Origin of the sequence: Chitinivorax sp. B (assembly GCF_005503445.1) — a bacterium.
In the GTDB taxonomy this organism is placed as follows: domain Bacteria; phylum Pseudomonadota; class Gammaproteobacteria; order Burkholderiales; family SCOH01; genus Chitinivorax.
Window position 1 is genome coordinate 103,004 of record NZ_SCOH01000009.1, and the last position, 12,524, is coordinate 115,527.

Genomic DNA, 12,524 nt, shown 5'->3' on the forward strand with positions numbered 1-12,524 from the left:
CATGCCTTTGGTTAAGACTAGCCCGATTCAACGTGCTTAGCAATCCCGCTATCCTGGGGCTTTCGCCCTGTAGACCGGAAACTTTGCGTCCCCACTTTTCAGTGAGTTTGCCCTAAAAATAAGACGTCGATTTCTCCGGCATCCTGATCACAGCAAGCACCGAACAACATTGTTCAGCACATATTGCAGGACCATTTGTGGACACCTTGATCTTGCCGAGTCGGATGACTCGTCGGAGCAGAGTATACACGTTTTTGACGCCAGCATATAAGCAAATATTAAACTATCTGAAAATCCGGTCAAGCATTAGTCCCAGCCAAACCGATGTTTCATCAGGGTTTCTTGACCGCCCGTCAGCATACATACCCATTACCGGAAATAAGCCCTCAATAAGCCTTCAAAAAAGTTATCCACACACCTTCAAAAAAGCAATTGTGGATAACTTACCGTTCAGTCCTGGTTAGGCCACAGCGGCTACAATGCTACCATTGCCCAACAGGAATTCTTCCATGTCTACACGCCACTGGCTGCTCGCTACGCTCTGTGCCACCACCTTGATGGCTGGTTGCGCTGGCCTATTGCAAAAACCTCAATCCCCCCAACTCAGCATTGCTGGTCTCAGCTTGGTGGGTGGCAATCTGTTTGAACAACGTTTCGTATTGAAGTTGCGTGTACAAAACCCGAATGACTTCGATTTACAGCTGAACGGCATGCGCTACAAGCTTGAATTGGCTGGTCAGGAGTTCGTACAAGGGCAAACCAATCAACCACTGACTATTAAACGGCTCGATTCCGACATTCTTGAGGTCGATGCCTACGTAAAACTGTTTGAACTGTTTAAACAAGCCAAATCGTTAGCGGTAAACGGTAAGGTGCCCTACCGACTGACGGGAGAAGCTTTAGTGGGGGAAAGCAACTGGCACCTACCATTTGATAAGCAAGGTGAATACGATCTATCTGCACTGGAAAAATTGAAGGGATTCCAGATGCTGCCTAACGGGCCGCAGTGACAACCTGACCGGTGCTGACCGGCCATGCCACTGGCAACTTCTGATTCATCCATGGCTGCATGCGTCGCTCCAGATAGTAAGCGCCAACCAGAATAACAGGCAAAGCCGACAGCACACCCGTCAACCCTGCCCATGCCTGACCAGCCTGAATCAGCGGCATGTGAAGCAGATATTGGGCGTAAGACAAGCCGCCAAGCGGTAGCAACCAACGTGTCAACGCTTGCTGCAATCGTGAGGCGGACGGTTGGCCGCTCAATATCAGAAGTACCAACCCGATTGCCATGAAACTGAGTACCCGGCCCTGGAACAGGGTGTGATTCGGCGCAAACATCCGCCACTGTTCAATGGCCAGCACCATGGCCACCATGCCCAACATGCCTGCGGCAGCCCAGTACTTACTGCGGATCGACATCGGTTGCAATGCAGCCTTTGAGTCATGCCAAGCCATCATCACAAAAAACAAACCTAGCCACAATGCTTCAACCGCGACCGCAAACCGGGTATTGCCTAGTACCAACGCCGCCAGCAACAAGCCGCTTCCTGTCAGGAACAGTGTGGGGCCACCGACAGAAAAATGGCGCCCATGGCGACGTTGATGGGCAATCCAGGCGCCTAGGCACCAGCCGATGTACAGTTCCATCACATTCCACAAGTGATGACATTGGTATTCATTCAGCGCAAATGCTACGGCACTGATTGCAGCGACAATCAGTAGGGTTCGATGAATGCCAATGCGACGGGTTGACCACCAGAAGACAGGATATAAAAAGTAATAGATCACTTCATAACCCAAAGACCATACTGCCGTACTGGGCATGGCATTGGCCAGCCGGCCGCAGACATAGCTGCGATCCCCTAGGAACAACAGATTGGCGATCCAGTCCCAGGTGGACATGCCTTGCCACCAATCGACATAGCGTGGGACTCCCGCTTCGCGTCCCAACCATATCAAGCCAGCAGCCAATACATAAACAAACAACCAGATAGGATAGATGCGCCTCGCCCGTAACAACAGATAGACCCATACTCCCCGCACGGAATCCAACGGGCGATGCATGCTGGCATAGTGAATGCTGAAACCGGACAGTAAGAAGAAGAACAACACCGCCTGATGGGCATAACCGCCAATCATTTCGACCAGCAACGGCATCGCGCCTTCGCCAGATCGGAAACCCAAGACCTGAAGCAGATGAGCAACGGTGACATACAACGCAGCAAAGCCGCGAGCGGCTTCCAGCGATTCAACCATCGGCGCCTTACCCATCACGCCAGCATGTTGGGTATTCACCCACATAGCTCCGCAATGGCCTGTCGCAGGTTTTGACGTGCCTGCTGATCCAACTGCCGATGAAAATAATCGGTAAGGTACAAGCGGGGGCGATCAAGAAAATCCTGCAGTAACGCAGCCCGTTTTTGGCGGAAAATCAAACTAGGTACCCAGCGATATTCCGCACGGACGTTCCGCTCAAATTGGGCATAGACTTCCGGCCGGCTACCGAGTATGGCCAGATCGATATCCAATAACCAAAGGGCGTCGGGCACGCTCTCCTGAACAGCATGCTGTGTGGCCAGAATCCAGCGCTCTACCCTGGCGATCAAACTTTCCGATAAGCCATGGCGCGTTGCAGTATCCCGCCACCACCGGGCACTAGCGGCCTCATTGTCTGATCGCATCGGCTTGTAGATTGCATCGTGGTACCAGATCGCCAATTCCAGCCCATCGTCACGCTGCAGCACCTGATCCTGGTAGGCGCGTTGTAACCAGTTCAGGCAAGCCGCGATATGCTCAAATGTATGGTAGTGCCGCGACGATTCATCATAGGCGGACCGTAGCACGAAATACTCTGCATCCATTTCCGCCACACCCAACCGTTGCCATAAGGCACGCCATTGCGTCAACCACTGATCGTCAGCTGTAGCGGACTGCGACATGTTGCTCACCCAGCCATCCCTTCAAACCATTCAACAAATCATCATGCAAAGTGATCCGCCATTCGTCACCCAGCACTAGCTCGCACTCTGCTTCACTATTGCTGTATTTGATGCTGATCGGGCAGGCACCATTTTTATATGGTGCCAATAGCGTCTTCAACTTGTCTGCATCAGCCTGACCATTCATCCGCAATGCCAGTCGCTTGGCAAACTGGCTACGTGCCTCGGCCAGCTCGTATAGGCTATCGGCGATGATGCGCATGCCACCGCTGTACTCGTCATGCCGGACATTGGCCTTGACCACCAATAGCGAATCTTCCTTGATCTTGTTGCGGCTGGCATCAAACAGCTCGGAGAACACAGATATATCGACGGGCTCCGATCCATCATCTAGCTTCACAAACGCCATGCGTCCCCGTTGGGTTTGCTTGATGCGCACTTCCAACACGATACCAGCCAAAGTCTGCAAGTCTTTTGGGTCTTTGGATGGGCGCAGATCCTTGATCTTGGTCCTGGCAAATGTCCGCACCTCTGCAGCATAGCCTTCAAATGGGTGACCAGACAGGTAGAAACCAATGGCCAGCTTTTCTTCTGTCAACAGTTTGATCAGATCCCAGCGCGGGCAGTCCACCATTTCCACGCTAGGTGCATCATCCTCGAACATATCGAACAAGCCGCCCTGATTAGCGTTGGCGTTTTTCTGTTCTGCCTGTTCCATGGCCAGTTGCACGTTGGCCAACAGTCGGCCGCGATGATCATCCACGCTATCGAAAGCACCACCTCGGATCAGTGCTTCAATCACACGGCGATTGACCATGCGCTTGTCTGTCCGATTACAGAAATCGAACAGGCTCTTGAAGGGACCGTTCGCTTCACGTTCCGCCACAATATGCTCAATGGCTGCTTCACCAGTACCTTTGATGGCGCCCAGTGCGTACCGGATCGACTGCATCGATTCCGGTACGAAGCGATAGACACTCTTGTTGATATCCGGTGGCAACAGCTCGATCCGGTTGCTGGGGTGTTTCAGATCCTCACGGAACACCGCCAACTGATCGGTATTCGACAATTCGGTGGACATGGTTGCAGCCATGAAGGCCGCACAGTAATGCGCTTTCAGCCACGCAGTGTGGTAAGCCACCAAGGCATAGGCCGCCGCGTGCGATTTGTTGAAGCCATAACCCGCGAACTTCTCCATGTAGTCGAAGATTTCGTTGGCTTTCTCTTCAGAAATGTCCTTGTTGGCCGCGCCTGCCACAAACGTGGCGCGCTGCTCAATCATTTCCTCGACCTTCTTCTTACCCATCGCCCGGCGCAGCAAATCCGCACCGCCCAGACTGTAGCCACCACACACCTGGGCAGCCTGCATCACCTGCTCCTGATACACCATGATGCCGTAAGTGGCGGCCAATACCGGCTCCAGCAGCGGGTGCAGATATTCGAACTTGGTACCTTGCTTACGGGCGATGAAGTCCGGGATCAGATCCATTGGGCCGGGGCGGTACAAAGCCACGAAGGCGATAATGTCCTCGAACAAGTCGGGCTTCGCCTTTTTCAGCATGTCCTTCATCCCGGTGGACTCGAACTGGAATACCGCAGTTGTATTCCCTTCCTTGAACACCTTATAGGCTTGCTGGTCATCCAGCGGCAAAGTTTCCAGATTGACTACCCTGCCATCCAGCTGTTTGATGTAGCCCACCGCCAGTTCCAGAATGGTCAGCGTACGCAAGCCCAAAAAGTCGAACTTCACCAAACCAACCTGCTCTACGTCGTCCTTATCGAACTGACTGACTGGGCTGGCATCTTCGCCAGAGCCTTGATACAACGGGCAGAAATCCGTCAGGCGACCAGGTGCGATCAGCACACCACCCGCGTGCATACCCACGCCGCGCGTCAAATCCTCCAGGCTTTCCGCCAGTTCGAATAGTTCTTCGACACCCTCTTCCTGTGCGCGAACTTCGGCAATCTGCGGTTCCATTTCCATGGCCTTGGACAAACCAACCGGTTTGTTGGCTTCCAGCGGTACCAGTTTGGAAAGACGGTCGCACAGACCGAACGGCAGATCCAACACCCGGCCAACGTCACGAATCACCGCCTTGGACGACATGGTGCCGAATGTCACAATCTGTGATACCGCATCCACGCCGTACTTTTGCCGAACGTATTCAATCACACGCCAGCGGTTGTCCTGACAGAAGTCCACGTCAAAGTCAGGCATGGACACCCGTTCCGGATTCAGGAAACGCTCGAACAGCAAGGCGTAGCGCAATGGATCGAGGTCGGTAATCCCCAGGCTGTACGCCACCAGTGAACCCGCACCGGACCCCCGGCCAGGCCCCACTGGGCAGCCATTGTTCTTACCCCAGTTGATAAAATCGGCAACGATCAGGAAGTAGCCAGGGAAGCCCATCTTGATGATGGTGTCGGTTTCGAACTTCAACCGTGCTTCATATTCTTCCCGCTTGGATTCACGCTCCACATCATCCGGGAATAGCTGCAGCATCCGCTCCTTCAACCCCTCACCAGCACGATAGGCAAGGTAATCATCCAGCGTCATGCCATCTGGCGTCGGGAAATCCGGCAAGAAATACTTACCCAGCTGAATCGTCACATTACAGCGCTTGGCAATCTCCACCGTATTGGCCAGCGCTTCCGGCACGTCAGCAAACAGCGACCGCATATCATCGGTGGATTTGAAATACTGTTCTTCGGTGAAGTCGCGCGGCCGACGCTTATCCGCCAATACATAACCACTGGCAATGCACACCCGTGCTTCATGTGCCTTGAACTCTTCACGATTCATGAACTGGATGGGATGCGTCGCCACCACGGGCAAATCCAGTTCGCTGGCCAGATGCAGCTGACCTTGCAGAATCTGTTCGTAGATGGGTAGGCCATTACGCTGCAATTCCAGATAGTAAGCATCCGGAAACAGCTGGGCCCACCAGCGGGCAAATTCAGTGGCTTGGGTCAGATTGCCGTTCAACAATGCCTGCCCGACATCGCCCCAAATGGCACCAGACAGTACAATCACGCCACTGTTGTCGCCGGATTCGATCCATTCCCGTTTGATTTCTGCACGATCACGATACTGGTTGGTGCGGTAAGCTTGCGTCAGCAGCTCGGCCACCCGGCCATACCCATCACGGTTACGGCAGATGAACATGGCCCGATAAGGTTTATCACGATCAGTTTCATTTTCGATCCAGACATCACAGCCAATCACCGGCTTGATGCCTTTGCTGCGACAGGCTTTGTAGAATTTGAGCATGCCAAACATATTGGCCAGATCCGAAATGCCCAATGCGGGCATCTTCTCGGATTTGGCACGGCCAACGGCATCATCAATACGGACGATCCCGTCCTGGATGGAAAATTCGGAATGGAGGCGGAGATGGACAAAGTCGGGAGCATTCATCCTGCCATTTTAACTCAGCGATTGGAAATGCAGGCATCGGGCTGACACCGGATTGCCATCTTGTGATGATGCGCATCTTGCCAACAACGCAACACACTATGATTCATATAAGTAAATTGGGAATACTTGCATGTTCAGTCAACTCGCCGATTTGTTACAGCCAGGCCCATTGCCTGTTTTTGCAACCAGCCTGGCAATCGGCTTGCTGATTGGGCTGGAACGTGAGCGCAGTCCGGCAGCAAAAGCCGGATTACGTACCTTTGCATTGACCGCATTGTTAGGAACGGTCTGCGGCATGTTGGCCAACACATTTGACAGCCCGTGGTTGATTGCCGCCGGACTGTTGGCCGTGGCGGCATCCATCATCAGCGCCTACCAAGCACCCGGGGAGCCAAATCAGGATCCCGGTACCACAACACATATTGCCTTGCTACTCTGTTACGGCCTTGGCATATTGTGTTGGATCGGCGAACGCAATCTGGCTGTGGTACTGGCCATCACCACCACCATTCTGCTCTATTTCAAAACGGAGCTATCCGGCATCGCCCATAATCTGACGCCACGAGATGTCCGGTCAATGTTGCAATTTGCGGTGCTGAGTCTGGTGATTCTACCGGTGCTGCCTAATCAGGACATGGGACCTTACAACGCCTTCAACCCTTATCAAACTTGGCTGATGGTCGTATTGATCTCCGGTGTCAGTCTGGCGGGGTATGTGGCGTTACGCCTGCTGGGGGAGCAGATTGGAGCATCACTGCTCGGCTTGTTGGGTGGCCTGGTCTCCAGTACTGTGACCACCCTGATCTATGCCAGACAAGCCAAGGAGAACCGTGACCTAATCCATTTTGCCGCAGTTGTCGTAGCATTGGCACATCTGATGATCTTTGTTCGCCTGACCCTATTGGGTGCAGCCACAGCCCATACCTTGCTAGTACCATTGGCCACTACACTTGGCATTGGCTTGGTGGTGGGATTACTGATGATCGCCCTGGGATTTCGTGGTCATCATGCACCCAGCGTTGCGCCCAATATGGCCAACCCGGCGGAACTGAAAACCGCCATTTCCTTCGCGCTCCTCTACTCGGTCGTACTATTGACATCCGCCTGGTTGCAGGACATTGCCGGTTCACGTGGGCTGTATGTGGTTGCGCTGGCTTCTGGTCTGACAGATGTGGATGCCATCACCTTGTCATCCATGCGGCTTTACAGTCAAGCCCGTTTAAGTACGACCGAAACACTCACATGCATCGTATTGGCAATTACTGCCAACACGGTATTCAAACTAGCACTCACCACCAGTCTCGGTGGTTGGGCTTTTACCAAGCGGATCATGTTACCCATGCTTGGGGCAACATTTGGCAGTATCGGGGCCTTGGCTGGGTTAGTTCTGAAAACCGCCACCTAAGCTGGCACCATATGATCATGCACTACTTGAAAGACTGTACCTGCAACCTGTATTCCGGTGATTCACGGACTTGCTCCACGGTATCCCATATTTGCTTGGCAAAGTCAGCGTATTTACTGACAAACGGCTTGGATAGCATCAGGAAATAAGGTTTTTCAGCTAACGGGGGGCCAATGCGCTCAATTCGGGCCGACATGTCCGGCCGAGCAGCCAGACTGGCATCCCCCTCGTTGGTTTGCAACGCGACCGCGTCAACCCTACCGACTAGCAGTTTCTTCAGATTGTCATCCGCCACTCGGGTACCATCATCCACCTTCAAGCCCATGGCCTTGAGTTGATCGGTAATCGAAAAACCCGTCTGTGTCCCAATGGCTGTTTCGATGTTCAGGATATTTCTGCCATCCCACTCCACCTTGCTGCCCTTCAGGCGATACAGACTATAGGTGTCATCCAACATGCGTTTGCTGGCATCAGGCTTATCGCCCAGCATTGGGTAATGACCCAGCTCCATGCGATCAACCTTGAAACTGATTTTGAATAGACCGTCATACAATCCGTGGCGCACGGCCTCCATACAACGCTTCCACGGCAAGGGATGAACGTCCACATGTATACCCAACCGCTTTTCAACCATCTGCATCATGATCATACTCAGGCCTGGGCGGCTCTTCAGCAACCATGGGTACGAGTCTTCGTCTTCAATGCATAGTTTGAGCGCAGCCGGCTTATCAATCGCCCGAACCTGAGGTATCCACCATCCGCAAACTACAACCAGGCAGGCGAATAGCCGGGGCACCCATGCAAAATACCAGCGGTGGGCCTGGGCAAAACGATGAGGCATGAGTTGGCTAGGGCCTTTGGCATTTTGGTTTACATGCTGCACCACCATTGCCCCAGCTACCCATTCGACTATTTGAACTGTTGCATCTGTTTTTTGTATTCCGGTGACTCACGCACTGCAGCAACCGCATCCCAAACCTGTTTGGCTGTATCGCCATATTTGGCCACAAATGGCTTGGACAGCATCAGGAAATAAGGTTTTTCAGCCAACGCAGGGCCCACCCGTTCAATTTTGCCGGCAAACTCCGGTCGATCGGCGATACTGGCGTCACCTTCCTGGGTCTGCAGGGCAACGGCAGCCACTCGCCCTGTCAACACCTTGCGCAGATTGTCGTCAGCTACACGAGTACCGTCATCCACTTTGACCCCCATACCTTTGAGCTGATCGACAATCGAAAAACCTGATTGTGCGCCAATCCCGGCATCTGCATGCTTGATGGTTTTACCATCCCATTCAACCGTACCACCCTTGAGACGATACAGGCTATAACTGTCATCCAGCATCCGCTTGCTGTTGTCCGGTTTGTCCCCCGCCATGGGGTAATGCCCCATATCCATGCGGTCTGCCTTGAAACTGATTTTGAATAGGCCATCCAGATTGCCCTGTTTTACATCCTCCATACAGCGCTTCCAGGGGAGCGGCTGGATATCCAGCTTGATTCCCAGCCGTTTCTCAACCATCTGCATCATGATGATGCTCAGACCGGGGCGGCTTTTCAGCAGCCAGGGGAAAGAGTCCTCATTCTCGGTACACAGCTTGATGGCTGCAGGCTTGTCGGCAGCCATCACCGGCATGGCAGTAATGGCAACCATCAAACTGGCAAGGCAAAACAACTTGGGCATGGCGGTTACTCCTGATATCTAGATGTCTGATTTATAGACATGTTAAATAACCATTTCCACATATCAGAATAAACAACCAACTGAAAACCATCGCACAATCGATCAACATGTCGCGGTATGCGCGACCATGCCATGAATACCTAATGACTGAAAAAATCGTACCGGCACCTGAAACCCGCTTTCCGCCAACAACGTTGCCAGTCTTGGTGTCGAAAGTGGATAAAAATCCTGCTCCAGCTTATGCATCATGGTCGCCACCATGTCATCATCCATCCCCAATTGGCTGCAGGCATGCCTCAAAGCCTCGCGCTCCATCGAATCTGCCGGCTCCATCAGATCTACCAGCACCAAAGGTGCACCTGGTTTCAGACGTTGTACGATGTGATCGAGCATGTCCCGCTTCTCACCCTGATCGGGCAGAAAATGCATCACCAATATCAACAGCGCTGCATCATGGCTCGGTGTAGATGGCAGTGTTGTCAACTGTCCGCATTGCAATGTGACCCGCTCCTGAATGCCCAACTGCACACATCGCCCCTGGGCAACATTCAGCATATCCGCCGAAAGATCGACCCCGGTAAAATGCCATGCTGGATGAAGTGCAGCCAATTGCACAATTTCCGTTCCGGTACCACACCCCACTACCAACACCTTGGCAGTATCTGGGAGACGCGCAGCCAGCTGAGCAGCAGTTAGTTGATGAATCAGGTCATATTGCGGCAGCACCTTCGAATCGACTCATATTGTCTCCTGTCCAAGTTGAACTGCATCTACTGATGACGAATGACGAAAAGTCATCTTTGAAATCCATCTGTTTTTGATTGCCGTCAAACTGAGCGAAAAGTAGAAGGACTACACTATTTCAACCTCTTGAAATCCGGCCAATGGTACCTATCTTGTAAGGTACAGCTGGCGCGCAGCGACTTTTAACCTGTTGAGTAATCATTTCTTTTCATTGAGAAAGGAGCATCACCATGGCCAATATTCGCCCCGCTTTCGACAACGTATTCGATGACTTGCTGAAAGGCTTCTTTGTTCGCCCCGTTCAGTTTGCGGATCAACCCGAGTTGCAGATCAAAATGGACGTCAAGGAAGACGACAAAGCCTATACCGTACATGCCGATATTCCTGGCGTGAAGAAAGAAGATATCCATGTGACCATTGATGGCAGCCTGGTTGCGATCTCTGCCGAGGTCAAACGCGAAAGCGAGACCAAGGATGGCGAAAAACTGCTACGTAGTGAACGCTTTTTCGGCAAAGTTTCGCGCAGTTTCCAACTGGCACAGGATGTGGACCAGAATGAAGCAAGCGCCAACTATAAGGATGGCGTGCTGGAATTGCGCTTACCCAAACGGCTGCAAAGCTCTAGCAAACGCCTGACCATTGGCTGATAGCCACTTACCCGCTACCGGGCCATACCGTGCCTGGTAGCGGGCTGGCAACCGACTCGTCTGTTTCACGTATCAATTTGCGCCAACAAAATCTGAGAAGTCACTCCCTTTTTGCGCTCAATTATTTATAATAATTCTCATTTGTACAACATCAGCACCCGATTGCGAGGTCGCCCGATGGATATTGAGCGCAGCATTGATCTCCCGGTTCCCATCCAAGAGGTGATGACTCACCTACGGTCACCACGTTTATTGCAATATATTGCAGCACCGTTGATGGCTTTTCGTCCGGTGGAACCCCGGCAGTTTCCTGTCAACTGGTCCGAACGGGCCTACAGAGTGGCGTTGCGCCTGTTTGGGGTGCTACCCATTGGCCAGCAAGTGATCGATATGTCTGCGATGAACTACACCACGCCCTCTGGCAAGCAGGCATATGTGCTACGTGACAATGGGCACAGCCGGCTGATCCGACGCTGGGATCATCGCATCATGCTGATCGAATCAACCGCCGGTACACGTTATACCGATCATGTGGAAATAGACGCCGGTTGGATGACGCCCATCATCTGGCTGTTTGCCAACTGGTTTTATGCCCACCGTCAACGTCGCTGGCTCAAGCTGGTACGTAACGGTTTCGTTTTTAGTTAGTCTGTTTACGGGATTTGCTCATGAAAAAATGCCTTCTGCCCCCGCTTGCCGCGCTGATGTTTGCTGCAGGCTTTGCCCATGCTGACGAAGTAACCGTGTATTCCGCGCGCAACGAACAGCTGATCAAACCGCTGTTTGATGCCTTCACCAAAGAAACCGGTATTCAGGTCAAGATCCACACAGACAAGGAAGGCCCGCTGTTGGCCAAACTGCAGGCAGAGGGAGCCAATACACCTGCGGACATGCTGTTGACAGTAGATGCCGGCAACTTGTGGCAAGCCACCAATATGAACCTGCTCAAGCCAGTGAAGTCAGCAACGGTGGAAGCCAATATTCCTGCCCACCTGCGTGACCCTGGCAATCAATGGTTTGGCTTGTCAGTACGCGCTCGCACCATTTTCTTCAATACCCAGAAGGTCAAGCCGGCCGACCTGTCCACTTATGATGACTTGGCAGACAAGAAATGGAAAAACCGTCTGTGTCTGCGCACCTCCAAAAAGGTCTACAACCAGTCACTGGTTGGCATGATGATCGCCGAGCAAGGTGAAGCCAAGACAGAACTGACTGTTCGCGGCTGGATTAATAACCTGGCAACTGATGTGTTTGCCGATGACACCAAGATGTTGGAAGCCATTGCCGCAGGCCAATGCGATGTAGGCATTGCCAATACTTATTACTATGGCCGCTTGGTAGAGAAGAACAAATCCTTGCCATTGGGTATCTTCTGGGCTAACCAGAAAACCAGTGGCACCCACGTCAATATTTCTGGTGCAGGCATCACCAAACACGCCAAGAATGAGAAAGGCGCGGTCAAGTTACTGGAATGGCTATCGTCCGATAAGGCGCAAAACCTTTACGCCGACGTAAACATGGAGTACCCGGCCAATCCGAAGATCAAGCCAGATACTGTCGTAGCAAGCTGGGGCGACTTCAAGCACAACTACATCAATGTCGCCAAAGCCGGTGAAAACCAGGTTGCAGCAACCAAACTGATGGATCGTGCGGGCTACAAATAAAGCCAGGCTGACTCGGCATGA

At 52.6% G+C, this 12,524-nt stretch carries 11 protein-coding genes and 1 riboswitch; of the genes, 5 read left to right on the forward strand and 6 right to left on the reverse strand.

Going from position 1 to position 12,524, the window contains the following annotated elements; genetic code table 11:
- Positions 1-35 precede the first annotated feature (35 nt).
- Positions 36-122, reverse strand: a riboswitch (cyclic di-GMP riboswitch).
- A gap of 387 nt (positions 123-509) precedes the next feature.
- The gene (locus FFS57_RS07875) at positions 510-1,010 is read left to right on the forward strand and encodes an LEA/WHy family protein (RefSeq protein ID WP_171013738.1); all 501 of its coding nucleotides are present in this window, start codon (positions 510-512) and stop codon (positions 1,008-1,010) included.
- On the opposite strand, the gene FFS57_RS07880 is transcribed toward FFS57_RS07875, so the two are convergent.
- The 3 genes from FFS57_RS07880 to dnaE are packed head-to-tail and all read right to left on the reverse strand — an operon-like array spanning position 994 to position 6,360.
- Positions 994-2,298, reverse strand: coding sequence for an acyltransferase family protein (locus tag FFS57_RS07880; RefSeq protein WP_171013740.1), 1,305 nt, complete (start codon positions 2,296-2,298; stop codon positions 994-996). The two genes, FFS57_RS07875 and FFS57_RS07880, sit on opposite strands and share 17 nt — an antisense overlap.
- Complete coding sequence (locus tag FFS57_RS07885; protein ID WP_137937228.1) at positions 2,295-2,942, reverse strand: HD domain-containing protein; 648 nt, start codon at positions 2,940-2,942, stop codon at positions 2,295-2,297. Before FFS57_RS07885 ends, FFS57_RS07880 begins: the two co-directional genes overlap by 4 nt.
- Entirely contained in the window at positions 2,920-6,360 is a 3,441-nt protein-coding gene (gene dnaE / locus FFS57_RS07890; RefSeq protein ID WP_137937229.1) for a DNA polymerase III subunit alpha, read from the reverse strand. Before dnaE ends, FFS57_RS07885 begins: the two co-directional genes overlap by 23 nt.
- A gap of 130 nt (positions 6,361-6,490) precedes the next feature.
- Between dnaE and FFS57_RS07895 the strand changes: the two genes are divergently transcribed.
- Complete coding sequence (locus FFS57_RS07895; protein ID WP_137937230.1) at positions 6,491-7,765, forward strand: MgtC/SapB family protein; 1,275 nt, start codon at positions 6,491-6,493, stop codon at positions 7,763-7,765.
- Positions 7,766-7,787: 22 nt separating this feature from the next.
- On the opposite strand, the gene FFS57_RS07900 is transcribed toward FFS57_RS07895, so the two are convergent.
- The 3 genes from FFS57_RS07900 to FFS57_RS07910 form a co-directional block, all read right to left on the reverse strand.
- On the reverse strand, positions 7,788-8,408 hold the full coding sequence (locus tag FFS57_RS07900) for a type 2 periplasmic-binding domain-containing protein (RefSeq protein WP_171013742.1): 621 nt from the start codon (positions 8,406-8,408) through the stop codon (positions 7,788-7,790).
- A 266-nt stretch (positions 8,409-8,674) separates the two neighbouring features.
- Entirely contained in the window at positions 8,675-9,448 is a 774-nt protein-coding gene (locus tag FFS57_RS07905) for a substrate-binding periplasmic protein (protein WP_137937232.1), read from the reverse strand.
- Positions 9,449-9,550: 102 nt separating this feature from the next.
- The gene (locus FFS57_RS07910) at positions 9,551-10,174 is read right to left on the reverse strand and encodes a class I SAM-dependent methyltransferase (protein ID WP_137937233.1); all 624 of its coding nucleotides are present in this window, start codon (positions 10,172-10,174) and stop codon (positions 9,551-9,553) included.
- A 248-nt stretch (positions 10,175-10,422) separates the two neighbouring features.
- On the opposite strand from FFS57_RS07910, the gene FFS57_RS07915 reads away from it, so the two are divergent.
- The 3 genes from FFS57_RS07915 (at position 10,423) to FFS57_RS07925 (ending at position 12,503) form a co-directional block, all read left to right on the forward strand.
- Positions 10,423-10,839: an Hsp20/alpha crystallin family protein gene (locus tag FFS57_RS07915; protein ID WP_137937234.1), complete on the forward strand. Its 417-nt coding sequence runs from the start codon at positions 10,423-10,425 to the stop codon at positions 10,837-10,839.
- Positions 10,840-11,016: 177 nt separating this feature from the next.
- A complete protein-coding gene (locus FFS57_RS07920) occupies positions 11,017-11,487 on the forward strand; it encodes an Rv1443c family protein (protein ID WP_137937235.1) in 471 nt (156 codons plus the stop codon).
- A 20-nt stretch (positions 11,488-11,507) separates the two neighbouring features.
- A complete protein-coding gene (locus FFS57_RS07925; protein ID WP_137937236.1) occupies positions 11,508-12,503 on the forward strand; it encodes an extracellular solute-binding protein in 996 nt (331 codons plus the stop codon).
- The last annotated feature ends 21 nt before the right edge of the window (positions 12,504-12,524 follow it).

Bases quoted from the DNA above. Each gene is read 5' to 3' on its own strand.
- FFS57_RS07875 (WP_171013738.1), top strand. From the start codon at position 510: ATGTCTACACGCCACTGGCTGCTCGCTACGCTCTGTGCCACCACCTTG.
- FFS57_RS07885 (WP_137937228.1), bottom strand. From the start codon at position 2,942: ATGTCGCAGTCCGCTACAGCTGACGATCAGTGGTTGACGCAATGGCGT.
- dnaE (WP_137937229.1), bottom strand. From the start codon at position 6,360: ATGAATGCTCCCGACTTTGTCCATCTCCGCCTCCATTCCGAATTTTCC.
- FFS57_RS07895 (WP_137937230.1), top strand. From the start codon at position 6,491: ATGTTCAGTCAACTCGCCGATTTGTTACAGCCAGGCCCATTGCCTGTT.
- FFS57_RS07900 (WP_171013742.1), bottom strand. From the start codon at position 8,408: ATGATGCAGATGGTTGAAAAGCGGTTGGGTATACATGTGGACGTTCAT.
- FFS57_RS07905 (WP_137937232.1), bottom strand. From the start codon at position 9,448: ATGCCCAAGTTGTTTTGCCTTGCCAGTTTGATGGTTGCCATTACTGCC.
- FFS57_RS07915 (WP_137937234.1), top strand. From the start codon at position 10,423: ATGGCCAATATTCGCCCCGCTTTCGACAACGTATTCGATGACTTGCTG.
- FFS57_RS07920 (WP_137937235.1), top strand. From the start codon at position 11,017: ATGGATATTGAGCGCAGCATTGATCTCCCGGTTCCCATCCAAGAGGTG.
- FFS57_RS07925 (WP_137937236.1), top strand. From the start codon at position 11,508: ATGAAAAAATGCCTTCTGCCCCCGCTTGCCGCGCTGATGTTTGCTGCA.